The organism is Ectobacillus sp., from assembly GCF_056992975.1.
Window position 1 is genome coordinate 1 of sequence record NZ_JBXKMX010000052.1, and the last position, 25768, is coordinate 25768.

The window sequence follows — 25768 nt, forward strand, 5'->3', positions numbered from 1 at the left end:
ATCTGAGTTGATTGGAGCGGAAGGCACTTGACTCCTGCGGGAAAAGAGGGAAGTGGGAGACCCCGCAGGCGGTAACGCCGAGGAGGCTCCCCTCCCTCCCCGCGGAAAGCAAGTAACGGGCAAAGTAGTCTAAAAACAACAATTTATGCGAAAAGAGCCTTTTTTTATTACTTTTCAAATAAAAGCTGTTCAAATTCATTTAGTTTTTCTTCAAAGACTTGCAAAGCCTCTTTCACAGGTTCAGGAGACGTCATATCAACGCCAGCCTTCTTTAACACTTCAATCGGATAATCTGAGCTTCCTGCCTTCAAGAAGTTTGAAATATAACGTTCTACTGCCGTTTCCCCTTCGTCTAAAATTTGTTTGGATAATGCAGTAGCGGCACTATATCCTGTTGCGTATTGATATACATAATAATCGTAGTAGAAATGCGGAATGCGAGCCCATTCCAAACCAATTTCTTCATCAATAACTAAATTTTCTCCAAAGTATTTCTTATTTAAATCATAATACAGCTGCGTAAGGAAATCTGGTGTTAATGCTTGCCCTTCCTGAGCCTTCTTATGTATAAGATGCTCAAATTCAGCAAACATCGTTTGACGGAAAACGGTGCCTCGGAAACCTTCTAAATAGTGATTTAGCAAATAAATGCGTTTCTTTTTATCATCAGTTGTTTTTAATAAATAATCATTCAGTAACGCTTCATTACAAGTAGAGGCAACCTCTGCTACGAAAATAGAATAGTCACCATAAACATATGGCTGATTGTTTCGTGTATAGTAACTGTGCACCGAATGTCCAAATTCATGAGCTAGCGTAAATAAACTATTTACATTATTTTGCCAGTTCATTAACACGTAAGGATTCGTACCATATGCTCCTGAAGAATACGCACCGCTCCGTTTTCCTCGGTTTTCATATACGTCTACCCAACGATTTTCGAATGCATCCTTTAAGATTGCTACATACTCATCACCAAGCACCGTAAATGCCTTCAGTAACGTCTCCTTGGCTTCCTCATATGTAACTTCCATTTTTACTTCTTTCACAAGCGGTGTATACAAGTCGTACATATGAATGTCATCTAGCTCCAATGCGCGTTTTCGAATATCCACATAACGATGAAGCAAAGAAAGATGATCATTTACTGTGTTTACGAGCTGATCATAAACACTTTCAGGTATATTATTGTTACTAAGCGCTGCTTCTCTTGCAGAGCTATATTTACGAACGCTTGAATAGAAATTATTTTTCTTCACAGCTCCGCTTAATGTACTTGAAAATGTATTTTTGTATGCGCCGTACGTACTGTATACAGCCTTAAATGCATCCTCACGAACACGTCGATCATCACTCTCTAAAAATTGAATATAGCGGCCATGTGTTACTTCAACTTGATTACCCGCTTCATCTTTTATTTCTGGAAACTTTAAATCTGCATTATTTAACATACCAAACGTATTACTAGAACTACGAAGGACTTCAGACGCCTGAGCTAAAATAGCTTCTTCGCTTTCTGTTAGTACGTGCGGACGCTGACGATTAATTTCATCTAACGCATGTGTATATAGCTTCAATTCATTATTTTCTTGTAGAAAGGATGCAACTGTTTCTTCTGGAATCGCTAAGATTTCAGGAACAATATATGCCATTAAGCTAGATGCTTGTGCGTAAAGGCCTGTTGCTCTATCATTCAATGCTTGATACACTGAATTTGTTGTATCTTCATCATAGCGCATATGAGCATATGTATACAGCTTACCAAGACGAAGCATGACTTCATCTTCAAATTTAAAAACAGCTAGCAAATCACTTGCAGATTTTCCGAGTTTCCCCTTAAAATCATTTACTTTTGGTAATATATCTTTCACATTAGAAAACTCTTGCTCCCATTGCTCATCAGACGTAAAGATGTCTTCCAATCGCCATGTATATTGCTTTTCTGCATCTTTACGACTTGGCAATGTCTTAGTTACTTGTTGTTCACTCATCTAAAAAGCCTCCTTTTTCTAACACAATACTATATTTCGCCTTGCCTAACAGGATTCCTGCTACTTCCCTTCGTACTCTTCCTATTATATCCTTTTTCTCTCAGATGATGTTACTGGTTGCCCTTGAAAAAGCGAAAGTGCCCTCTGCATAGCTATATCGTCGGATTTCAATGCTTCTTCTACAGTTACAGGAATTCTGACATTTGCAGTCTTTTGAAATGAAACTTGTGATAGGCTGCGAATAATCCCTGATTGTTCTAAAAATCGTCCATATTCCATGAAAGCCAGCTTAGGAAAGGCGGGAGGAAAATATGGTAATAGCCTCGGCTTCCATCTCTTCTTTGCTGTTAACCTCGCATAAATTGTTAACCAAGAGAAAGATTCGCCGATCTGAAACCTTTCCAGTTCTTCCAGAAGAATATAGCTTTGCCAAAGAAGTGCGGGAGTATGAATACTAACAAGAGAAGGAAGAGGAACAGCAATCTCAGAGGGAAAAAGCGACGGAGATATGCTCTTTTCATATAAAAACCGAAGAAAATAGGGATGATTGCGCATAGAGAACAGACCCGATTCTCGCCATCGTTGTTTTTTCTTATTCCATTGGATTGCTAGTTGAACAGGCTGCATGAAGGATGGGGCCAAAATAGAGTGGATGGATGTTGTTTGTAAAGGAAGATATTGAATATGAGAGAAGGATTGAGAGGAAGAGTAAGGTATAATATGACTACAATGATAAAAGGCAGCGGCATTTGGACAAAAGTAGAGCAGAAAAGGCGGAGTTCCTTGTATAAATAGTGTATGAAACGAGGTAGTATGAAGAAAGTTCGATCCGTTACGTTTAAATTGGTTCCCGCCTATAATCCACAACACTCGTATTCCTTCGCTCCAATACGAAGTCGTTCGCTTCACAAATTCATCAGGCGGTATAACCGAACATTGAAATTCAACAGCTACGCGAGTTTTCCCGGATACGAGCAATAAATCAGGCCTCTGCTTAATACTGCTTATATAATACTCAAGCTCAACATTCATATTTTGTGATACAAACCAGTTATAAAGCAATTCCTTTCCATATAAATGATAGGGTGATTCACGTTCCTGCTGCAAGAAACAGGTGTCTCGTCTGTGAGCAAAGTGAGGTTTGTTCTTTTCCCCTATCTTCATAAATACTTGTTGCTGGCAAATCGGACAAAAGAAATGTTCACTTTGCTTCACAATAGGAAGACTTTCTTTGCAAAACTGGAGGGCGTTTATTCGTTCCCCTTTTTCATTTATCGCAATAAACAATTTATCATGCTCCTTTCATTTTCTATCTTTCTCTTTCCCTGTCTTTGTTTCGACACAGATAGACGTTGCTCCTACTTTCAAACATAAAAAAACCGCTATTTGCAAAAAATTTACAAAAGCGGAGAAAGTAAACGATAGGTTGATTCAATAACCCGTAGAAAGATCGACCGATTCTGAAATTGTTCTAAATCGATTTCCTCCGAAACGAGCAAATCATTCTCAAAGTCTTGGACGAGTTCCTTGACGCTCGGCGTATCATATAAAAAAGCATTGACTTCAAAATTCAGATGAAAGCTACGCATATCCATATTTGCGGTTCCTATAGAGGCAATCTCACCATCTACAATCACAATTTTACTATGCATAAATCCTTTGGTGTATTCGTATATTTTCGCACCTACCTCTAATAATTCTGGGAAGTATGAGCGTGAAGCATAAAATACCGTTTTCTTATCTGGCTTGCTTGGAACGAGAAGTCTAACATCAATTCCTGCAATTGCCGCAACCTTAAGTGCTCCTAAAATATCATCGTCCGGAATAAAATAAGGAGTCGCAATCCAAATAGACTTTCGTGCTGACGAAATCATCGCAAAATATAAAATTTTTATCGTTTCCCACTTGTTATCTGGTCCTCCGGCAACGAGCTGAACAGCGCCAAGTTTATCATCTTGAACTCGTTCTGCGCATAAAAACTTTTCGTCTTGCAATGTTTTCTCTGTCATATAAAACCAATCTTGCATAAAGAGAAGCTGCAAGCTTTGTACTGCTTCACCGCGCATATACAAATGCGTATCTCTCCAAAATCCGTAGAATGGATTTTTTCCTAAATACTCATCCCCAATATTTAGCCCTCCAACAAACCCTTCATTTCCATCAACAACAATTATTTTTCTGTGATTTCGATAATTAATTCGATCATTTAAGATTGGAAAATGAACAGGAAAGAAAGGAACAATTTCTACACCTGCCATGCGTAAATCTGCAATGTACTGTTTAGAAAGATGGAGGCATCCTACTGCATCATATAAGAAACGAACCTGCACTCCTTCTTTTACCTTTTGTATTAATAGCTCTTTTATGTCAGTACCAAGTTTATCATGACGAACAATATAGGATTCCATATGTATATGATGCTTTGCCTTTTGCAAAACTTCTAATATTTTTGCAAAGGTTTCTTCCCCGTTTGTAAGAATCTTTGTTTCCGTACTTTGGGATAAGGCGAGCTTTCCATAGGATTCTGCTAAACGGAATAACAGCTCTTGGTGCTTTTGCGGGGTTACATACTGACATGGCGTTTCCTTATACCGCAAGAATTTCTTCTCATCTAAAACTGCTTTCTTTTGAAACATTCTTTTTCTTCGGTAGTTTTGTCCAAATAATAAATAGGCAAAAAAACCAACAACAGGAAAGATACCGAGTACAATAAGCCACGTTAATGTTTTCGAAGGATTTCGATTTTCTAAAAAGATGACACATCCAATAAGAAAGGCAGAAAGAGTGATCAAGATACTGAGTGCTTTCACAATTGATGCTCCACGAAGTTGCGTAATTCCCGAATAAATAACTGAATCATTGTACATTCGAAGGACAACAAATAAGACGGACAGGACAGCAAATAGAAAACCAAGCTTTAGTATATTCTTCATACATATGCATCCCTTCTTCATAAAAAAAAGTCGATTTCATTAGTTAGAAATCGACTTATGATACGGGTGGAAAATTTGAGTGAATAACATCTAGTGCATGCTCTGCAATAATTTGCTTTCCGTATTCTTGAACACGATAGATGGTCATAGCAGATTCTTCACCATATTCTAACAAGATGCTAAGAATCATATCAATTTCCTCTTCCTCGTGCTCTGTTTCATCGAATTCTACATATAAATAGTAGCGGCCCTCATATGAATACAATTCATTTTTATTATCATCAAGTTGTAGACGATGGCTAAGAGTTATAACGTCCTCAAAGTCTGCAAATTTAACAAGAAACCCCAACATTCCATCTTTATTTAAGTACATGAAATCCTCTTGCTCTAATTGTTCTTCAAACAATGCTTCCAATCGCTCATCCATTGGAATATCGATGACTTTATCAAGAAGTGGCAATTCTAATTTCTTTCCATCCTTTGATAATTGGGCCTTCGTAACAATCACTTCAATCCCTTTATCAAGCGCTTGCACCTGTATCCAAAGCGGACCATCCACAAAGAAATCATCTTGATCACGAACTTCATCCATCATTTCCCAGAATAGTTGTTCACTTCGTTCTCGATTGTACCAAATTTCTTCGCGATTAAATCCTCGCTCCTCTATATCGAGATAAGATATATAAAACTTAACAGTATTCTCATTAATTCTTTCGATTTCCATCATTAGATCTCTCCCTTCTTTCCTTTAAATGTTCTATGAAGGGAAGCCCCTTAGCATGTAGTTACATCATTATACATCGTTTGTTGCTAATAGAAAATCTTGTACTCTCATTTTATGATAAGACGGGGAAGAATGGAAATAAAATCATCGTTTTTTAGAAAAAACCGTCATTTACCCATTATTTTTTGCTTAAGATTAAAAAAAGAACGCCTTTACATTCCTTGACAGAATGAATACGCTCCCTTATATTGATGAGAGAACTTGGACATTAGAAATAGTATGTACCTGAAAATTCTTAATGGGGTATTATACCCATCAGGATATTATAAGATGACGGGGGAAACAAAATGGATTTTGATGTTATCATGTCGATATTAATCATTATTGGCATCGATATTGTACTTGGAGGAGATAATGCTATTGTCATTGCCTTAGCTAGTCGAAATCTCCCAGTAAGCGTTAAAAACAGAGCGATCTTTTTCGGAACGGGACTAGCTGTAATTATACGAATCATTTTAACCATTCTTGCTGTTTTTTTATTAAAAATTCCGTTTTTACAATTTGTTGGCGGCATGCTCCTGATCTTTATTGCTTATAATCTCCTCACCGAAAATGGGGAAGATACATCCTCAATTAAACCGGCCTCCACGCTGCTTAGTGCAGTAAGAACAATCGTATTCGCTGATGTTGTAATGGGATTTGACAATGTGTTAGCCATTGCAGGTGCTGCAAATGGTCATATCGTCTTGGTTATGATTGGTTTATTATTTTCTGTTCCTATCATCGTTGGTGGAAGTAAAATCATATTAATTTTTATGGAAAAGCATCCTTCTCTTGTTTATTTTGGAGCTGGTATACTCGGATACACTGCAGGAAATATGATCGTACATGAACCAAGACTTTCCGTTTTCTTTTCTACTTATTCATTCTTGCCAGTAGTAGTACCTATTGCAACGATTGTACTTGTTCTATCGGCAGGCTACCTTACAAACATAATGAAACCGAAAAAAATTCATCATTAAAAGTAGGGTGGAAACTTATCTTAGCGGTGACGGAAAATTCTCACCGCTATTTTATTCTTTTATTGTTTGCGGGTATAATCGAAGTTCTAAAGTGCCCATCACCCGCGCTTCTTTAGGCAAAAAAAAAAGCCCTGATAACAGGACCCTTTCACACTTTTAGTTAACAAGTCTTTGTGCTTCGCGCAATTGAAAAGTACGAACAGTACGAGGTAAAAAGCGACGAATTTCATCTTCATTATACCCAACCTGTAGGCGTTTTTCGTCAATAATAATAGGACGACGAAGAATTCCTGGATACTCTTGAATAATCTTATATAACCGTTGCAATGGCAGTGATTCTAAATTAACATTCAACTCTTGAAATATTTTCGAACGTGTTGAAATAATTTCATCCGTTCCACTTTCTGTCATACGCAAAATCTCTTTAATTTCGTCAATAGACAACGGATCGGAAAAGATGTTTCTTTCTGTATATGGAATGTTATTTTCCTCTAACCAAAGCTTAGCCTTTCTACAAGACGTACAACTTGGTGAACTATATAATTTTACCATCTGGTACTCACTCTCCCTAGTCATGAGTATTAATTAACTTGGATTCTACAAGTATTCACTAAGTGAAATTGATTTTCATTTTACAATTACTATAAATAAGAACCTCTTGAAAATATTATACAATAAGTTGAAAAAGAAATATATACTTATTTATTTAAAAATGAATAAAACCTATACAAACATTGTACGATTATGAGCAATCTAAGAATTTTGCTGTATATTGTCATATTTATTCTTTTGAACTTCATCCTCACTCGTAAATTCTAAAATTTTTGTTTCATTTTCTTTTCTTCTTAAAGCGTTTCCACTACAATAGATAGTAGATATTCGTTGGGAGGAATGAATCATGGTAGGATATTTTGTTGATCTTATTATTGTAGCGATTTTAATTATAGGAATAACGGCTACTGTAGGTGTTATTACAAATGGCATCGGGGAGAAATTCTTTGGTGGAAGAAAACATCGTCAATTTATTGATCAAAGTGCTAAAACGCAAGTCGGCTGGAATACGGTTGGCGGCAAAGGAATTTATAAAAAACATACGTATTAATATGTATAAGATTTGTACAAGTATACGATTAAAAAGCGGTAGCATGTTTTCATGCTACCGCTTTTTTGATTCCGTACTTACTTGTATAACTCTTTGTATGTTTCAAACTCCGCTTCTGAGCATAAAACCCAATGCCCTGGACGAATTTCGCGCATTTGCGGCTGTTCGTCACCATAGTTATGAATAGATGGATCGTATTTAATACGTCTACGATTGCGTTCATAGGCAGGATCCGGTAACGGAATAGCTGATAATAACGATTTTGTATAAGGATGAACGGCGTGAGAATATACTTCATCACTATTTGAAAGCTCTACAAGCTTTCCACGATACATTACACCAATTCTATCACTAATATATTTAACCATAGATAAATCATGGGCAATAAATAAATACGTTAACCCTTTTTCTGCTTGTAGTTTCTTTAATAAGTTTACAACCTGTGCTTGGATTGAAACGTCAAGAGCAGAAATTGGTTCATCGGCAATAATAAACTCAGGATCAACAGCAAGTGCACGTGCAATACCAATCCGTTGTCTTTGACCACCAGAAAATTCATGTGGGTAACGACTTGCATGTTCACGGTTTAGTCCTACTGTTTCCAATAGTTCATAAACACGGTTCATACGTTCTTCCTTCGTTTTTGCCAACCCATGAATATCAATTCCTTCAGCTATGATGTCTGCTACGGTCATACGTGGGTTTAACGAAGCATACGGATCTTGGAAAATCATTTGCATTTTACGATTAAATTTCTTTAATTCTGCCTTAGATTTTTTTCCATGCACATCAACGCCGTCAAATTTCACTTCTCCATCTGTTGCATCGTATAGACGAATAATGGATCTTCCGGTTGTCGATTTACCAGAACCTGATTCTCCTACAAGTCCGAACGTTTCGCCTTTATAGATATCGAATGTAATGCCATCAACAGCCTTTACGACCCCGCCGCTTACAGAGAAATGTTGCTTTAAATTTTTAACTTCAATCAATTTTTCATTGTTCTTATTCATGATTCGCACCTGCTTTCATTTGGCGGATACGATTTTTAACAATTTCAGGTGGCTCCATATCCGGTGCATTTTCATGAAGCAACCATGTCGCTGCATAATGAGTTGGGCTTACCTTAAACATAGGTGGCTCCATTTCGTAATCAATCTTTAATGCGCGCGGATTACGTGCTGCAAACGCATCACCCTTTGGCGGCTTAATTAAGTCAGGGGGACTACCCGGAATTGCATACAACTCTTCTTCTCCTCCGTCTAAGCTTGGCATGGAAGCAAGTAATCCCCATGTGTATGGATGCTTTGGATTGTAGAATATTTCATCAACTGTTCCAATTTCTACAATTTTTCCGGCATACATAACAGCAACGCGATCAGCTACGTTGGCCACAACGCCAAGATCATGGGTAATAAAGATGATGGATGATTCTGTTTTTTGTTGAATGTCTTTCATAAGCTCTAAAATTTGTGCTTGAATCGTCACGTCAAGAGCAGTTGTTGGTTCGTCCGCAATTAAAAGCTTTGGATTACAAGAAAGAGCCATTGCAATTACTACACGTTGTCTCATACCGCCAGAAAATTGATGAGGATATTGTTTCACGCGTAATGCCGAATCAGGAATTCCAACAAGATCTAAAAGTTCAATTGCTACTTTACGTGCATCCTGTTTATTCATATTTTGATGCTTAATAAGACCTTCCATTATTTGAACCCCAACTGTCATAGTTGGATTTAACGACGTCATCGGATCTTGGAAAATCATCGCAATTTCTTTTCCACGAATGGATTGCAATTCTTTTTCATTCATCTTGGCAATATCTTTACCATCAAATAATATTTCTCCACTCTTAATGCGTCCAGGGGGGTTCGGAATAAGTCCCATTAATGCCTTAGAAGTGACTGATTTACCGGAACCAGATTCTCCAACAATGGCTAATGTTTCTCCCTTTTTCACATCGAAGTTTACTCCGCGCACCGCTTGTACTTCACCGCCATGCGTTTCAAAGGAGACTTGCAAGTCTTTTACTTCTAACAGCTTTTCCATTCTATTCTCTCCTTCCTATATTACTTACGCATTTTTGGATCGAGTGCGTCGCGCAATCCATCTGCAAATAAGTTAAAGCTTAAAATAAGCAAACTAATAACAATAGATGGAACGATCATCATATGTGGGTACGTTTGTAGTGATTTGAATCCATCACTTACAAGTGATCCAAGAGATGCAAATGGAGGACGAATCCCTAATCCGATAAAGCTTAAGAAGGCTTCGGAATAAATTGCCGTAGGAATAGTAAACATTGTCATAACAATAATCGGACCCATTACATTGGGAATCAAATGTTTAGCAATTAGTTTACTATTAGAAGCTCCTAATGTACGCGAAGCAAGAACATATTCTTGTCCTTTTAATTTCAACATTTGACCACGAACAATCCGAGACATATTAATCCACCCAGTAATAACCATCGCCAAGGATATCGATAATATACCTGGTTGTAAAACAAGCACGAACAAGATAACAATAATAAGGAATGGAATCCCATTCAATACTTCCACAATCCGCTGCATGATATTATCCACACGTCCACCATAGAAGCCAGATATACCACCATATGTGACCCCAATGACCATGTCAATAATTGCAGCTAAAAAGCCGATATAGATAGAAACGCGTGTACCTTCCCACGTTCTGGCCCAAAGATCACGTCCTAAATCATCAGTACCAAACCAGAAGTATTCGGTTACTTCTTTCTTTTCGTACTGATTCACACCGTATTGATCTGTCCCATTAAAAGGAAGCCAAGATACTTGTTCTAAAACTGGAATTCTTGGTGGAAGCTTCGCACGATTTAAATCTTGATCTTTATACGAATACTTACTCATCGCAGGGCCAAATGCCGCAAAAAAGAAAACGATAAGTAAGATGACAAGACCTACAACTGAACCTTTATTTCGGAACAAACGTGCTCTTACATCTTGCCAATAGGTTAAGCTCTTACGAACAATTTGTTCATGATCTCCCGCGTTTTTATTAGCAGGTTGAAACATATCAGGAGATAAATTATATTGTTTTTCTTCCATCAGTTTTTCCCTCCTGCTACTCGAATACGAGGATCAACTACTCCGTATAGCATGTCTACAAGGAAAATAACAAGGACAAATAATGCACTATAGAAAATAGTCGTACCCATAATAACTGTATAGTCGTTCAAAATAATTGATTGAACAAATTGTTGCCCTAATCCAGGAATAGAAAAAATCTGTTCAATTATTAGTGTTCCTGTCATTAAATTAACTGCTAATGGGCCTAGAATTGTAATAACGGGGATTAATGCATTTCTTAGTGCATGTTTGATAATAACACCTAATTGACCAATCCCTTTTGCCTTCGCAGTAACAATATAATCAGAAGCAAGAACTTCTAACAGCTCTGATCTTGTAAACCGCGCAACATTCGCAATTACAACAGCCGAGAGTGCAATCGTTGGAAGAATGGTATATGAAAATCCCTTCCAAAATGCTACTGGCAAGATTTCTAGCTTAACGCCTATATAATATTGTAATAGTCCTGCAAATACAAAGGAAGGAATCGATATACCTAGCACAGAAATAACAGTTGCCGTGTAATCAACCCATGTGTTATTTCGCAGTGCAGCTACAATTCCGAGCAATAGCCCAATAATAGTTCCAAACACAAGTGCTTGAAATCCAAGATATGCAGATGGTCCAATACGAGTCCCAATTAATTGTGTTACTGGACGATTGTCATATTTAAAAGATACGCCTAAATCACCTTGCACAAGATGTACCATATATCTTCCATATTGAACTGGTACAGGGTCATTTAGTCCATACTTTTCTAAGATGATTTGACGTTGCTGTGGTGAAAGTTTTTCTTGATTTTGAAGCGGAGAACCTGGAAGAAGCTTCATCAAGAAGAACGTAAAGGTTGTAATCAAAAACAAAGTAATAATCATGTACACGAAACGTTGAAATATATAACGTCCCACACTAGCACCTCCCTATATTTTGCGAAATGTTCTAACAATTAACCCTCCAAAATGCACTTCTCTTTATATGTAGTAAAAGAAGAGTACACATCTAAGATGAGACATACTCTCTTGAACTATTAAAACAAATACCCTTTTCCTTCATTACCCAAACTAACTTATGTAGAGCGTGATGATGATAGGATGAATATATAACAACCGTAGCAAGCGTATTAGGTGAGAAGTTTTCATGATGAAACGTTTCTCATCTACTGCGCAATCGGTTGCTGTTTATTCCATGGATGAAGTAAATGTAGTATCCATGCAGAGTAATCTACAGAATCAAATTTTAACAATTAGAGTCGAATCGTGTCAACATCAAAACCTTACCAGTTGTTGAAGTCTTCACTCATTCATTCTCCGTTTTCATGCTTGTGTGCATTCTAATTTGTATACTATATAAGGAATGAAAGCAGTTACTATTTTTGACATCTTCTTCATTTCTTACCGTTCACACAATTGACATTTCCATTCGTTTAAACAAACAAAAATTACAAGAAACATGTATTGATATCTTTTATCAATAACGTATATTCGTGTACACGCAAATCCCTATGTATGATTGCAAAGATTTAAAGTAGAAGCAATGCAAAATAAAAAAAGCCTCTTACCTATAATAGATGAACCGTTTTTTTAATATAACGATTGCAAACAATAGTTATCGCAATTATTAGTCAGTTATTACAAATTTAATTATACATATAATCTGACAGTTGTGAATAGCGAATTTTCGTTTTTTCGAAATCTTTCTACATTTTACTCTATTAATGTTCGTGAATTCGACGAAGATTCTTACCATTTCCGTATTAGGAACATTCCTCTTTGTATTATATATAGTATAATGATCGTACTAGTCCTTATGTAACGGAGGTTGAATCTATTGAATCGCAATGTTGTTCTAACGAGTATACTTTCTTTAGCTACTTTAGTACTATCTGCAATCTTGTCTTTCGTATACGGTCGTTCCCAATTTTTACTTCACTTTGTTAATATAATGTTTTACATCGCGCTCTTACTTGTCATCATTGGTGGATTTATGTTTATCTTTGAACGAGGCGGATATAATGTGGTACGCTACGCTTTCCATAAAGCCCGTTTTTTTATAAAACCAAAAGAAGAAGCAATGATTGCCGAAGTAGAAGGGAAAAAAAATGAAAAGGAAATGCTTTATCAAACATATTCCTTTATGTTCACATATCCTATTTTGCTAACAGGGATGTTTTCTGCATTGCTTTCCACAATCATTAGCTTCATGTTTCTCGTATAAGTTGCAAGGTAATAAATCTTTTTGTTATAATGGAATGCAAAGAATGACGAACTGCTTACCTATTCTATCTAACATTAAGTGCAGCATCATTACTGCGCTACTAATACGAAGCGTTGAGAAAGAAAAGTACGTATTGCTACAATTTATAGAGAGCTTGTGGCTGGTGTAAACAGGCATTTGTGCAATACGGAATGGGCTTTTGAGCACCAAACCGAAATTAAGTAGGCTTTGGCGTTTCATCTAACGTTAACAGATGCCGTTTTAAGCGGAGTAAGAGATTTTGCGTAAAGCAAAATAAATAGGGTGGCACCGCGGTCCATTCGTCCCTAGATAGTGGGATGTTTGGGCTTTTTTTATGCCGTCATTTGGATGAACTAGCACTTATTTAAATTAACGTATCTTAGGAGGTTATAAAATGTCAGTTATATTTTCAGGAATTCAACCAAGTGGTTCGATTACAATCGGAAATTATTTAGGGGCGATGAAGCAGTTTGTTGAAGTGCAGGATGAGCACGATTGTTATTTTTGTATCGTGAATTTGCACGCTATTACTGTACAACAAGATCCCATCGCCTTACGTAAAAACATACGAAGTCTTGCTGCATTATATCTTGCATGCGGTATTGATCCAGATAAATCTACCTTATTCGTTCAATCCGAAGTTCCTGCACATGCCCAGCTCGGATGGATTATGCAATGTACCTCTTATATCGGTGAACTAGAACGCATGACACAATTTAAAGATAAATCGAAGGGAAAAGATTCCGTTTCTTCAGGGTTGCTTACCTATCCACCACTTATGGCAGCTGATATTCTTCTCTATAACACGGATTTGGTTCCGGTTGGAGATGATCAAAAGCAACATATTGAAATTACACGTGATCTTGCTGAACGCTTTAATAACCGGTATCGTGAGGTTTTTACAATTCCTGAGATTCGTATATCAAAGGTAGGCGCGCGCGTTATGTCTCTTGCTGAACCAACGAAAAAAATGAGCAAATCAGATGCAAATGCAAAAGCAATGATCAGCCTTCTTGACGAGCCAAAAGCAATTGAAAAGAAAATAAAGAGTGCTGTTACAGATTCCGAAGGCATTGTAAAATACGATAAAGAAAATAAGCCAGGCGTTTCCAATCTTCTTACCATCTATTCTTCCTTTAGCGGAAAAACAATCGAACAGCTAGAAGTACAGTACGAAGGAAAAGGATATGGCGATTTTAAAGCAGACTTAGCACAAGTTATCATTGATGCACTTGCACCAATTCAATCACGTTATCATGAGCTAATTTCCTCTCCTGAGCTTGACGATATACTTGAAGCCGGTGCTGAAAAAGCAAACCGCGTGGCAATGAAACAACTTCGTAAAGTAGAAAATGCAATGGGTCTTAGCCGTAAGCGTAGATAACGGCTTAATGTAAAAAAGACCGTCATTCAAACGAAGAATTTGAATGGCGGTCTTTCTTTATCTTCTTATCCTTTTTGCGGTAGTTCCTTTTCAATCTCCCACAGCTTTTCAAAGAAAGGTTGTCCCTTAACGAGACGTTCACACAGATGCTCATGCTTGCCCGACCATCCGTATTTCACTTCTTCAAATAATTCCTTCCAAGCACTATCAAATGATAAACCTTGAATATCGGAATACGCACTAGGATTCCATTCTGTATACCAATATCGAATTTCTGCTGCATTCTTCGTTGTATGTAATTGATCTAGTGCCATAAACAATAGCTGCTTAAGCTGTCTTTCTTTTCTCGTTAGACCTCTCATCATCGTAGGGGAAGGGGATAAAATATGGTAGTCCTTCCTTTCTTCCGATTGATTAAACGTGTACGACTCTGTTTCTGCATGTTCAATCATGTCATACACCATTTGCTCCTGCCTCGGAATAAGTCTACTTTTACGAATCGGAATATTATATCCGATTGTATCAATTGCGAGAATACCGAATCCATCCGTAATGATGAAGCAGTAATCAAGTTGCAATCGTTCATGATTTTTACGGATATACGCTTTTTGATGAATGTTCTCCAGTAATGTCGCAGGTATATCTAGCAATTCGTTCTCCAAATAATGATACAGATCAGAATCTACTTTTAAAAGTGGGACTTGATCCAATAGCTCGATTGAATCATCTTTCCGCCACTCAAAGAAATGACATACGTTGTAGCCATTTTCTTCACCTTCAAACCAGTTAACCCACACATCATGCAGATATAACATGTTCTACCCCTCACTTCACAACTGTTTGTAGCTATCAGTATAAGCAGATAGCAAGGAGTTTATTCCAGAATCTAGAATTTATTACAAATGAGCTTGGATTGCTTTTATAGCTTGTTCCCACTACTCGATCGGTAGAGGGAACGATTTCGCATACTGTAAAATCTGCGTGGCATTCATCGTAAGCAATTGCTTGCTCGCTACGTGCTCCCGCTGTATACAATCCTGCACAAGATGAAATCCTACACCGTAGCCAAGCATACGCGGATACCCTCTTGAACCAATCAATAACCGATCGTGTAATGTTTCACCCTTCTTAATATGGCAGGATTGTTTTAGAAACAAGTTCCAGTATTTCATGCATTCTTCTTTTGTATAATAAGAAACCCACGGAGCATGCCACTTATCTCCATGTCTCTCCCGAACTGCAGCTTCCGCCAAGCCTTCCATAATCATAGACTCTAGCAACGTACATTCTTCTGCCGTACTATTTGCATGAAGACGGCACACATGATGATACTCATGGGTAAGCATTGCTTGCATTTCCTTGTCCGTGTTCCGGCTACTGGCGAAAAGAAAGATACAAGACGATAAAGCAAGGCCTGATTTACCATTATACTCACGTTCCATACTACGATTATAAATATTCGAGGGCAAAAGGTAGACAGGTATATTCGTCCCGTTCAGCCAAACCCTTATACTAGCAAATTCTCTTTGCAACGTTCTGTATAAGGGCACTAATTTTTTTAATTCCTCACGCCCCTCTTCATAGGGACGATACATCCCCCATGACAATAGAAATGCATATATATCCCGCGGAGAAAGAGGCAAGTGCGCGGTAAAATGCTCACATATTTTTTCTGGTTGTTCATAATGTGCTACTAGCCATTCATAGGTGTTTTGAACCGTCATCCTTTCACTCCTCATCTACCATATCGTATAAACCATAATATGTAGAGAGTGTGAAGATGATAAAAAAAAATCGCCCTCATTCAGCAAGGAACGAGGGCGATTTTTACTTCTTATGCTTCGAACTTCTTAAAGACAAGTGCTGCGTTATGACCACCAAATCCAAGAGAATTGCTTAGAACCACGTTTACATCTTGCTTACGTGCTTCATTTGGAACGTAATCTAAATCACATTCTGGATCCGGTGTTTCATAGTTAATGGTTGGCGGAATCAATCCGTCTTTAATAGCTTTAACAGAGAAAACAGCTTCTACTGCGCCAGCCGCTCCGAGCATATGACCAGTCATCGATTTCGTTGAACTAATCGCTACATGCGAAGCATGAGCACCAAATACTTCTTTAATGGCCATTGTTTCGTACTTATCATTTGCATCTGTACTCGTACCATGAGCATTAATATAATCAACGTCTTCCGGACGTAAGCCCGCATCTTCAATTGCTTTTCTCATCGCACGTGCGGCACCTTCTCCGCCAGGTGCTGGAAGTGTAATATGGAAGGCATCACCTGTAGCACCGTATCCGACGATTTCCGCATAAATATGGGCACCACGTTTTTGCGCATGCTCTAATTCCTCAAGTACTAAAATACCAGAGCCTTCTCCCATAATAAAACCGCTACGGTTTTTATCAAATGGGCGACAAGCTATGCTTGGATCTTCATTTGTTGATAATGCCTTTGCAGAGCAAAATCCTGCAACTGACATGTTCGTAATTGGCGCCTCTGCCCCACCTGTAATCATAGCAATTGCATCTCCGCGTTGAATTGCTTTGAATGAATCACCGATTGAGTTTGCACCTGATGCACAAGCTGTTACAGTACAAGCATTAATCCCTTTTGCTCCTAAAATAATGGACACTTGCCCTGCAGCCATATCTGGAATTAACATCGGAACGAAGAAAGGACTGACACGACGTGCGCCTTTATTCATGTAAGTAGTAAACTGCTCTTCATATGTTTCCATACCACCGATACCAGATCCAATCCAAACTCCAATATCTGCAGCATTTTCTTCTGTTATTTCTAATTTTGCATCTTCCACAGCCATCTTGGCAGCAGCAACTGCAAATTGTGTAAAACGATCCATTTTACGTGCTTCTTTTTTATCGATAAACTCTTCTACTTGAAAATCATTAATTTCAGCAGCAACTTTTGCTGTAAATTGCTCTGCATCTAGACGTGTAAGAGGTCCTATTCCTGATATTCCATTACGAATACTATTCCAAGAAGCTTCTACACTATTACCAACTGGTGTAACAGCGCCTAATCCAGTAATAACTACGCGTTTTGGTTCCATAACTTTAACGACACCCCTTTAAATTATTTGCCCCAACGAATAACGACTGCACCCCATACTAAGCCGCCGCCAAATCCAACTAGTACAATAACATCATCATCTTTAATTCTACCATTATTTAGTTCTTCCACAATTGCAATAGGAATAGAAGATGCAGACGTATTTCCGTATTTTGCAACCGTTTTACTCATCTTTTCTTCTGGAAGACCCAAACGTTGTCTTGAAGATTCCATAATTCTAATATTTGCTTGATGTGGTACGAGAAAATCTACGTCTTCTTTTGTTAATCCTGCTTTTTCAATAACAGAAATTGCAGAATCCCCCATTTGGCGAACGGCAAATTTGAACACTTCTCTACCATTCATGATGATATGTTTTTGTTCATCTTCATATAAATGCTTACCGCCGCTTCCATCCGCTCCAAGTTCGAATGAAAGAATTCCTCTACCTTCAGAAACAGGACCGATAATGGCAGCTCCTGCACCGTCACCAAATAAGACTGCCGTATTACGATCTGTCCAGTCTGTAATCTTAGATAACTTTTCTACCGCTACCACTAACACATTCTTATAGGTTCCAGATTCAACAAATTGCTTAGCCGTAATCATACCATACATAAAACCGGCACACGCTGCACTAATATCCATGGCCGCAGCATTCTTAGCACCTAGTTTTTCTTGAATCATACATGAAACCGTTGGAAATGGTTGATCAGGCGTTACAGTAGAAACTAAAATTAATTCTATATCTTCAGCGCTGATTCCTGCATCTTTAATTGCTGCTTCAGCTGCTTTTAAGGCCATATCTGACGTATTTTCATCATCACCTGCAATGTGACGTTCTTCAATGCCTGTTCTCGTACGAATCCACTCATCTGAAGTTTCTACTATCTTTTCAAGATCGTGATTTGTGAGCACCTTTTCTGGCACATGTCTTCCGATTCCTACTATTCCAGCATTCACGCTGCACTCCTCCAATTTATATCAATTATTATGACTTGGTACTAATTTTAGCGAAAAAAAATCCATTTGTCTAGAAAAAGTAATAGTGTATTCTTTCTATCCGTTTCTCCTGATCCTCCTTTCCTTACAAATCATACAGATACTTATATTGCAGAATATGATGTTTTTGTTCTTGCAGGCCTTGTTCGATTGTATACATAGGTTCATAATCAAAACGTTTTTCTCTTTTATACCTTCCCTTTTCCAGTTGTTCTACTGTACCACCTAGTATTCTTATCCCTTTTTCCCATGCATCCTCCTCCTTGCCTTCTACATGAAATGTTCCACACTGCTTTGAACTGCTGCACTGAAATAAACATGCAGCTACATCTTCGACAAATATAACATCATCCATGCACTCCGTTACAACAGGAATCGTTTCTTGACGTAGCTGTGCTTCCAATAGTTGTTGAAAAACCATGGACCGCGGCTGCCATGGACCATAAACCGCCGGCACACGAAGAATAAGATAGTTGGGTAAAGCCTCCACTTGTTTTTCTAATGTTGCAAAAGAAGAATTATTAGAATCTCCATTTTCTATATTGCGGGGAATGGATGACAGGAATACAACTCGTTTAGACTGGCCCTCATACAAATTCAAAAAGCTCTTACTATCAAATTTATCATGACTATTTGGATTCAAATAACAAATAAAGATACAATCTACTTCTTGATTCCATTCATTCCGTTCCTGCACACAATGATAGGTAAAACCTGCATTTCTACCAATCAGTAGCATTTTTTCCTCGCTCCACTTCGAAAAGTGTTGCAAGTCCTCTACGCCTAAACCAATTACTTCAATTCCCTCCTGCAGCAATCGCTTGACGAGGGAATATCCAATAAACGTAAATGCTCCTACTACCATTACACGCTTCATTTTTTTCCTCCTCTCGTATGATTTTCATATATCTACGTATGTAGCAAGCCCCTTATGTAAGGAGCTTGCTACAATTTTTCATAATTTCTATAAAACTGACTGATGGCATCAGTCATATTGTATTTGCTTTCAGGAAAGTGAAAAAGAAGAAATACGTCACCTGTCTTACTATGAAATTGTTCGAAATCTCGAATTACCATTTTTCGTTCATTCTTTTCATGAATCGGAACCAATAATTGTACTGGAATGGAAGAAGGATTGTTTTGAAATGTTTTCGAAGAAATCGCTTGGATCATATTGTCTTCCGATTGATAAGCAATCGTTAGTTCTCGCAAGAGCCGCTTATAAAAAAACTTATGCTCCTTTTCCAGTTCAATATGACGCGGAAGATGTAAACAAGGATTTAGTAGTACGGCAGACCGAATATAAGATGGATTACTATGCATGATTTGCAAGGCAACAAGTGCCCCCATCCCTTCTGCTATAATATGAATGTTTTCATTTAATATTTCCTGTTTCATTACAACATGATACAAACGCTTTGCAAGTGTAACGGCAGCATCACTCCCCCAGTTCCGTCCATATAAATTTGAAGTAAAAATCGTATATCCTTTTCTAACTAAAGCGTCTAAGAGCCTTGCTTTACCATGATGCTGCATCCATAAACTTGTACGATTATCAACAAAATGATTATAATCACCGAGTAATAAAATTCCAAATCCATTCGGCCGATCTGACAAATGAATGACACACGGTTCATTTTCTAAAGTAAAGAAACGCTCTGCAATGCTCATACTATCCCTTCCTTACTTACATACGTGACATATTTCCTACTAATACTGTATGTGGTAGAATGCGTTTTGCCTTCCCTAAAAAATATTTTTATAATCTTCATTCATTTGTGTTACAATAAATGAAGAATGAACAATAGGGGTGTGGAGAATATGAAATACATTTCTTCTTTTTTCTGGTCATTTGTTCTTGTACAAATGGCAAGCTATGTAATTAGCAGTATGACTAGTACGAAATACGACTTTACACAATCTACACTTATGTCGGTTGTAATCACTGTATTAATTCTTCTTATTGCAAGCTTAGTTCCAAACGAACCTTCCAAACAACATTAATAAAAAAAGGCTGACAATATGTCAGCCTTTTTTATATCTATTTACTTTGTTTTCACTGACAACTCTCCTTTTTCAGCATCTATAACCACCGTACTATCATCATGAATAGTACCGGCTATTAACTCCCGTGCCAGCTTTGTTTCCACTTGTCGTTGAATAAATCGTTTTAATGGACGCGCTCCGTATGCCGGATCAAATGCTGAATCTGCAATAAATTGTTTTGCTTCTACTGATAATGTAATCTGAATGTTTCGTTCTGCTAGCCGTACTCCAAGCTCTTGAATCAATTTATCAATGATGGCAAGTATTTCTTTCATCGTTAATGGCTTAAACAAAATTGTCTCGTCAACGCGATTTAGAAATTCTGGGCGGAAATGAGTACGTAATTGTTGAAAAACTTGCTTACGTGCTTCTTCTTTTATACTGCCATCATCCGCACGTCCTTCTAATAAATAATGAGATCCAATATTAGATGTCATAATAATAACCGTATTTTTGAAATCAACTGTTCTTCCTTGCGAATCGGTAATACGCCCATCATCTAGCATCTGCAATAAAATATTAAATACTTCTGGATGTGCCTTTTCAATTTCATCTAGTAGGATAACTGAATACGGTTTGCGCCGAACGGCTTCCGTCAGTTGACCGCCCTCTTCATAACCAACATATCCTGGAGGCGCTCCGACAAGACGGGAGACAGAATGTTTTTCCATGTATTCAGACATATCGATACGAATCATGTGCTCCTCACTATCAAACAAAGACTGTGCAAGTGTTTTAGCAAGTTCTGTTTTACCAACACCTGTTGGACCAAGAAATAAGAAGGAACCAATAGGGCGATTCGGATCTTTAATACCTGCACGTGCACGAAGTACCGCATCCGCTACAAGCTGAACAGCTTCTTCTTGTCCCACGACACGCTGCGACAAAATGTCCTCTAAGCGAAGAAGTTTTTCCCGTTCTCCTTCTACTAGTTTGGTCACTGGAATCCCTGTCCAACGCGACACAATGGAGGCAATTTCTTCTTCTGTTACTTCTTCCCGAAGTAAGCGGTTATCACTTTGCTTTTCTGTTGCTTCTTCTTCCGCTTGCTTAATTTCTTTCTCAAGCGCTGGAATGCGCCCGTGCCGAAGTTCCGCAGCTTTATTTAAATCATATTTTCCTTCTGCTTCCTCTAAATCACGTCGAAGGGCTTCAAGTTGTGTACGCAATTCACGAACATGCTGAATTTCACCCTTTTCTTGCTGCCACTGTGCCCGCATCGTATGAGCTTGATCCTTCCACTCTGCTAGTTCACGGCGCAAAGCATCAAGACGTTTCTTACTTCCTTCATCCTTTTCCTTGCTAAGTGCTGCTTCTTCAATTTCGAGTTGCATAATTCGTCTTGTTACCTCGTCAAGCTCTGTTGGCAATGAATCAATTTCAGTACGAATTGTTGCACACGCTTCGTCCACTAAATCGATTGCTTTGTCTGGTAAAAAGCGATCAGAAATATATCGGTCTGATAATGTTGCTGCTGCAACTAATGCACGGTCATGAATATTTACACCATGATAAATCTCAAATCGTTCCTTTAATCCACGCAAAATAGAAATGGAATCTATGACGGTTGGTTCTTCGACGAGTACTTGTTGAAAACGGCGTTCAAGTGCTGGATCTTTCTCAATATACTTTCGATATTCATCAAGTGTTGTAGCACCAATGCAGTGAAGTTCCCCCCGTGCAAGCATTGGCTTTAGCATATTACCAGCATCCATGGCGCCTTCTGTTTTTCCAGCCCCCACGATTGTATGCAACTCATCAATAAATAGAAGAATTCGTCCTTCACTTTTTTTCACTTCATTTAATACAGCTTGTAATCGTTCTTCAAACTCTCCTCGAAACTTAGCACCCGCAACAAGAGCACTTAAGTCAAGAGAAAATACCGTTTTATCCTTTAGCCCTTCTGGAACATCTTTGCGAACAATACGCTGGGCAAGGCCTTCTACAATTGCGGTTTTCCCTACCCCTGGTTCCCCGATAAGAACTGGGTTGTTTTTCGTTTTTCTTGATAATATACGAATCACCCGGCGAATTTCACTATCACGCCCAATAACAGGATCAATTTTTCCCTGGCGTACCTCTTGTACGAGATCACGGCCATACTTTTCCAATGCTTCATACGTAGTTTCTGGATTTTGACTCGTCACGCGCTGATTCCCCCTTATTTCCATTAAAACAGTAAGCATCTGCTCTTTTTGTATATGAAACGAATGTAATAACTGAACAATATCATAGTTTTTCTTTTCATCGCATAACGCCAGCATCACATGTTCAACTGACAGATAATCATCATGTAAATGGTTTTTCTCTTGTTCCGCTCGTCCAAAAAGCTCTTCTACATTAGCGGTAATATACATCTTTCCTATTTCAGAACCCACTCCCGTAACACTTGGTTTTTTAGCAAGTAGCTTTTGTAATTGTTCTGTAAAACGAGCGATGGAGACACCAAGCTTCGTTAGTAAACGAGAGGCTAAATCCTCTTGCTCAACTAATGCGAAAAGAATATGAATCGTATCCACCTCTTGATGATGATGAGATGTAGCAATCTTCTGCGCCTTGACAAACGCTTCCTGTGTCTTTTGCGTCATTTGATTGAAATCCATATGCATACCCTTCTTTCAAAAAGTTTGACCTTTTTTGACCTTTACATGTTTATTATATTCTGTTTTGTAAATTTTACAATAAAAAGCTGTCTCTTTTTCAAAAAGAGACAGCTTTTCGTTACGGTTTTCGTTTATATGTCCATTGTCGATTATGATTACTTACATCTGGAAATACATCACCAGCTTGTAGCGTTACTTTTTGCGGATCCTTTACCATACTACCCGTTTCCCCAACTTCTACGTATTCTCCATTGTTTGGTGCTTTCTGCCCTGGTCTAAATCGATGACTTTGCCCCATTATTATATCTCTCCTTACTATTTTATCTGCCTTAGTATGTCCCGTTTTGCGCAAAAAAAAACTGACCATTCAGGTCAGCTCATAAAGGAGAGTCAAACAACTTATACGAGAAGATTACATTCATTATTATAAGCGCTTTCTTTTTTGAATGTAACCCCTTTCACAAAGTGTACATAATTTTCACTCTTTTCATGATGAAATTCAATCCTCATCTTGACTAAACTTATCTATCGCGCCTAGACAAATATGTAAACATGGACGTAATATAAAATAGAATACCAAATACTTACTAAAAAGGTGAATCTATGACTGAAAAACATTTAATCGCACTTGATTTAGATGGTACTTTACTAAAAGATGATAAAACAATTTCATTAAGAACGAAAATTGCCCTTCAAAAAGCGCGTGAATTAGGTCATATTGTTGCCATTTCAACGGGTCGACCATACCGCGCAAGCAGCCTCTACTATCATGAATTACAGCTTGATACTCCAATTGTAAATTTTAACGGTGCCTATGTACATCATCCTTTAGATGCATCATGGGGACATTATCATACTCCCCTACATGTCAGCACGTCAAAGGAAATTATTGAAGCTTGCTCTCAATTCGGTATTAAAAATATGTATGCCGAAGTAGGTGATGATGTATACGCAAATTCCAAAGATGAGGGCCTCAACCATATTTTCCAATTAGGATCACCGAGGATTTATACCGGGGATTTACTTTATATGTTAAACGATCATCCAACATGCTTGCTTATTGATGCACAGGAATCAGAGGTGGATACGATTCGCCAGCATTTAACAAACGCACATGCCGAAATCATTGATCATCGCCGGTGGGCAAGTCCTTGGCACATTATTGAAATTGTAAAAAGCGGCATGAACAAAGCGATTGGGCTTCAAAAGCTAACGGAGTATTATGGAATACCGAAGGCAAATGTCATTGCATTTGGTGATGAAGACAATGATCTTGAAATGATTGATTTTGCTGGACGTGGAATTGCAATGGGAAATGCGATTGACCGGCTTAAATTAATTGCCAATGATGTTACCCTTACAAACGAAGAAGATGGCATCGCCATTTATTTAGAAAATCTCCTTAACTTGAAATAAGTTCCAATTGTAATTTATTATTTCTGACACATACTATATTTGACACATCCATACCGTGTGTCCCATATAGTATGTAAATTGCTTGAACTGGGGGAATAATGATGGGTAAAAAAAACAAGTCGAAACGTTTTATCCAACAAGGTTGTGACTCTGTAAGCAAGCATGATGAACAGTTTCCATATCGACATACTCTTGCCGAAGCAGAAGCTGAAAAGATGAGAAATCAATCCTTTTCCGGAGGTTTCTAATGGGGAATATGCTCTTTCAACAAGCTAGAGATGCAGTAGGACATGCAGTTTCGTGTAATGATTCCAATGAGCAACCGGTTCTTATCGAAAAAGCTAAAAATGCACTTTCCTCTGCCTACAGTAATTCAACAACTGCTGAAAAACAGCAGCTACGCCAATTGCAACAGGAACTACAAGCAATTGAACACATTCACTAAGAGGGCAATTGCCCTCTTTTTCCTCTTCTAATCCTTACGAAACAAACCAAAAACTGATTCTGTATGAACAACATTCGTAAAAGCACGAGGGTCAACAGCTTCAATAATTTTCATTAATTCATATAACTCGTACCGTGAAAATACAATCATAAGCAATTCCTTCTGACTATTTGTATATGCTCCGGTTGCCGGAACCGTTGTAATTCCCCGAACGAGATTCGATTGAATCGCTTTGCGTAACGCACCGCCTTGCTGGGTTACAATAAACGCCGTGAGCTTTACGTAACGTGTGTGAATCGTATCAATAACACGTGTAGACGCATACAAGGAAACAAGTGTGTATAAAGCCTTCTCCCAACCAAAAAGCGCCCCTGCACATAGAATAATGATGGCATTAAAAAGGAAAAAATATGTTCCAATCGGCTTTCCTTTCTTATGAGACACGATCATTGCAATAATATCTAATCCGCCGGTAGATGCCCCCCATTTCAAAGCCAAACCTGTGCCAATCGCAACAATTACACCACCAAATACGGCATTTAAAATAATATTATCCGATACGCTTTGTACAGGGATTATTTCTAGAAATAACGTAGTAAATACAATGCTTAAAAAGCTAAAAAAGGTAAATGATTTTCCTACCTGTTTCCAAGCAACGAAAACAATAGGAATATTAAACAAAA

The 25768-nt window shown here is 38.0% G+C and carries 27 protein-coding genes and 1 other annotated feature; of the genes, 9 read left to right on the forward strand and 18 right to left on the reverse strand.

The window, feature by feature from the left end; genetic code table 11:
• Positions 1-167 precede the first annotated feature (167 nt).
• The 4 genes from pepF to mecA form a co-directional block, all read right to left on the reverse strand.
• Positions 168-1991, reverse strand: a complete 1824-nt coding sequence (pepF, locus tag AC11ZT_RS02015) for an oligoendopeptidase F (protein ID WP_484058007.1) — start codon at positions 1989-1991, stop codon at positions 168-170.
• A gap of 84 nt (positions 1992-2075) precedes the next feature.
• Positions 2076-3278 (reverse strand): competence protein CoiA, encoded by a 1203-nt coding sequence (locus AC11ZT_RS02020; protein WP_484058008.1) that lies wholly within the window; start codon positions 3276-3278, stop codon positions 2076-2078.
• Between the two features lie 110 nt (positions 3279-3388).
• Entirely contained in the window at positions 3389-4924 is a 1536-nt protein-coding gene (gene cls, locus AC11ZT_RS02025; RefSeq protein WP_484058009.1) for a cardiolipin synthase, read from the reverse strand.
• Between the two features lie 55 nt (positions 4925-4979).
• Positions 4980-5648, reverse strand: a complete 669-nt coding sequence (mecA, locus tag AC11ZT_RS02030) for an adaptor protein MecA (protein WP_484058031.1) — start codon at positions 5646-5648, stop codon at positions 4980-4982.
• 347 nt (positions 5649-5995) lie between these two features.
• Between mecA and AC11ZT_RS02035 the strand changes: the two genes are divergently transcribed.
• Entirely contained in the window at positions 5996-6670 is a 675-nt protein-coding gene (locus AC11ZT_RS02035; RefSeq protein WP_484058010.1) for a TerC family protein, read from the forward strand.
• Positions 6671-6826: 156 nt separating this feature from the next.
• Here AC11ZT_RS02035 and spxA read toward each other — a convergent pair whose 3' ends face one another.
• A complete protein-coding gene (gene spxA / locus AC11ZT_RS02040) occupies positions 6827-7222 on the reverse strand; it encodes a transcriptional regulator SpxA (protein WP_484058011.1) in 396 nt (131 codons plus the stop codon).
• A gap of 346 nt (positions 7223-7568) precedes the next feature.
• Between spxA and AC11ZT_RS02045 the strand changes: the two genes are divergently transcribed.
• On the forward strand, positions 7569-7772 hold the full coding sequence (locus AC11ZT_RS02045) for a hypothetical protein (protein ID WP_484058012.1): 204 nt from the start codon (positions 7569-7571) through the stop codon (positions 7770-7772).
• Positions 7773-7849: 77 nt separating this feature from the next.
• On the opposite strand, the gene AC11ZT_RS02050 is transcribed toward AC11ZT_RS02045, so the two are convergent.
• From AC11ZT_RS02050 to opp3b, 4 genes are read right to left on the reverse strand one after another with little or no spacing between them, the layout of a single operon-like run.
• A complete protein-coding gene (locus AC11ZT_RS02050) occupies positions 7850-8785 on the reverse strand; it encodes an ABC transporter ATP-binding protein (protein ID WP_484058013.1) in 936 nt (311 codons plus the stop codon).
• On the reverse strand, positions 8778-9821 hold the full coding sequence (locus AC11ZT_RS02055; RefSeq protein WP_484058014.1) for an ABC transporter ATP-binding protein: 1044 nt from the start codon (positions 9819-9821) through the stop codon (positions 8778-8780). Before AC11ZT_RS02055 ends, AC11ZT_RS02050 begins: the two co-directional genes overlap by 8 nt.
• Before the next feature lie 20 nt (positions 9822-9841).
• On the reverse strand, positions 9842-10858 hold the full coding sequence (gene opp3C / locus AC11ZT_RS02060; RefSeq protein ID WP_484058015.1) for an oligopeptide ABC transporter permease: 1017 nt from the start codon (positions 10856-10858) through the stop codon (positions 9842-9844).
• Entirely contained in the window at positions 10858-11787 is a 930-nt protein-coding gene (gene opp3b / locus AC11ZT_RS02065) for an oligopeptide ABC transporter permease (protein ID WP_484058016.1), read from the reverse strand. Before opp3b ends, opp3C begins: the two co-directional genes overlap by 1 nt.
• Positions 11788-12016: 229 nt before the next feature.
• On the opposite strand from opp3b, the gene AC11ZT_RS02070 reads away from it, so the two are divergent.
• The 3 genes from AC11ZT_RS02070 (at position 12017) to trpS (ending at position 14498) form a co-directional block, all read left to right on the forward strand.
• Positions 12017-12166: a hypothetical protein gene (locus AC11ZT_RS02070; protein ID WP_484058017.1), complete on the forward strand. Its 150-nt coding sequence runs from the start codon at positions 12017-12019 to the stop codon at positions 12164-12166.
• Positions 12167-12706: 540 nt separating this feature from the next.
• Complete coding sequence (locus tag AC11ZT_RS02075) at positions 12707-13093, forward strand: DUF3899 domain-containing protein (RefSeq protein ID WP_484058018.1); 387 nt, start codon at positions 12707-12709, stop codon at positions 13091-13093.
• A gap of 104 nt (positions 13094-13197) precedes the next feature.
• Positions 13198-13424, forward strand: a binding site (T-box leader).
• Between the two features lie 84 nt (positions 13425-13508).
• Positions 13509-14498: a tryptophan--tRNA ligase gene (gene trpS, locus AC11ZT_RS02080; protein WP_484058019.1), complete on the forward strand. Its 990-nt coding sequence runs from the start codon at positions 13509-13511 to the stop codon at positions 14496-14498.
• Positions 14499-14563: 65 nt separating this feature from the next.
• Here the strand turns inward: trpS and AC11ZT_RS02085 are convergent, their stop codons facing one another.
• The 6 genes from AC11ZT_RS02085 to AC11ZT_RS02110 form a co-directional block, all read right to left on the reverse strand.
• Positions 14564-15313 carry a DUF3603 family protein gene (locus tag AC11ZT_RS02085; RefSeq protein WP_484058020.1) on the reverse strand — a complete coding sequence of 250 codons (750 nt, stop codon included), beginning with the start codon at positions 15311-15313 and terminating at the stop codon, positions 14564-14566.
• A 120-nt stretch (positions 15314-15433) separates the two neighbouring features.
• Positions 15434-16222: a DUF2268 domain-containing putative Zn-dependent protease gene (locus AC11ZT_RS02090; RefSeq protein WP_484058021.1), complete on the reverse strand. Its 789-nt coding sequence runs from the start codon at positions 16220-16222 to the stop codon at positions 15434-15436.
• 110 nt (positions 16223-16332) lie between these two features.
• On the reverse strand, positions 16333-17574 hold the full coding sequence (fabF, locus tag AC11ZT_RS02095) for a beta-ketoacyl-ACP synthase II (protein ID WP_484058022.1): 1242 nt from the start codon (positions 17572-17574) through the stop codon (positions 16333-16335).
• Between the two features lie 23 nt (positions 17575-17597).
• Entirely contained in the window at positions 17598-18536 is a 939-nt protein-coding gene (locus tag AC11ZT_RS02100; protein WP_484058023.1) for a beta-ketoacyl-ACP synthase III, read from the reverse strand.
• 124 nt (positions 18537-18660) lie between these two features.
• Positions 18661-19452: an NAD-dependent epimerase/dehydratase family protein gene (locus AC11ZT_RS02105; protein ID WP_484058024.1), complete on the reverse strand. Its 792-nt coding sequence runs from the start codon at positions 19450-19452 to the stop codon at positions 18661-18663.
• A 68-nt stretch (positions 19453-19520) separates the two neighbouring features.
• On the reverse strand, positions 19521-20246 hold the full coding sequence (locus AC11ZT_RS02110; RefSeq protein ID WP_484058025.1) for an alpha/beta fold hydrolase: 726 nt from the start codon (positions 20244-20246) through the stop codon (positions 19521-19523).
• 150 nt (positions 20247-20396) lie between these two features.
• On the opposite strand from AC11ZT_RS02110, the gene AC11ZT_RS02115 reads away from it, so the two are divergent.
• Positions 20397-20579 carry a YjzD family protein gene (locus AC11ZT_RS02115; protein WP_379969984.1) on the forward strand — a complete coding sequence of 61 codons (183 nt, stop codon included), beginning with the start codon at positions 20397-20399 and terminating at the stop codon, positions 20577-20579.
• A 41-nt stretch (positions 20580-20620) separates the two neighbouring features.
• On the opposite strand, the gene clpB is transcribed toward AC11ZT_RS02115, so the two are convergent.
• Positions 20621-23224 (reverse strand): ATP-dependent chaperone ClpB, encoded by a 2604-nt coding sequence (gene clpB / locus AC11ZT_RS02120; protein WP_484058026.1) that lies wholly within the window; start codon positions 23222-23224, stop codon positions 20621-20623.
• 118 nt (positions 23225-23342) lie between these two features.
• The gene (locus AC11ZT_RS02125) at positions 23343-23522 is read right to left on the reverse strand and encodes a YjzC family protein (RefSeq protein ID WP_379969988.1); all 180 of its coding nucleotides are present in this window, start codon (positions 23520-23522) and stop codon (positions 23343-23345) included.
• Between the two features lie 305 nt (positions 23523-23827).
• On the opposite strand from AC11ZT_RS02125, the gene AC11ZT_RS02130 reads away from it, so the two are divergent.
• From AC11ZT_RS02130 to AC11ZT_RS02140, 3 genes are all read left to right on the forward strand, one after another.
• The gene (locus AC11ZT_RS02130) at positions 23828-24640 is read left to right on the forward strand and encodes a Cof-type HAD-IIB family hydrolase (RefSeq protein ID WP_484058027.1); all 813 of its coding nucleotides are present in this window, start codon (positions 23828-23830) and stop codon (positions 24638-24640) included.
• Positions 24641-24741: 101 nt separating this feature from the next.
• Positions 24742-24888: a competence protein gene (locus tag AC11ZT_RS02135; RefSeq protein ID WP_484058028.1), complete on the forward strand. Its 147-nt coding sequence runs from the start codon at positions 24742-24744 to the stop codon at positions 24886-24888.
• Complete coding sequence (locus AC11ZT_RS02140) at positions 24888-25085, forward strand: DUF3813 domain-containing protein (RefSeq protein WP_484058029.1); 198 nt, start codon at positions 24888-24890, stop codon at positions 25083-25085. Before AC11ZT_RS02135 ends, AC11ZT_RS02140 begins: the two co-directional genes overlap by 1 nt.
• Positions 25086-25112: 27 nt before the next feature.
• On the opposite strand, the gene AC11ZT_RS02145 is transcribed toward AC11ZT_RS02140, so the two are convergent.
• Positions 25113-25768: YitT family protein (locus AC11ZT_RS02145; RefSeq protein WP_484058030.1), on the reverse strand; the 656-nt coding region annotated here is incomplete at its 5' end.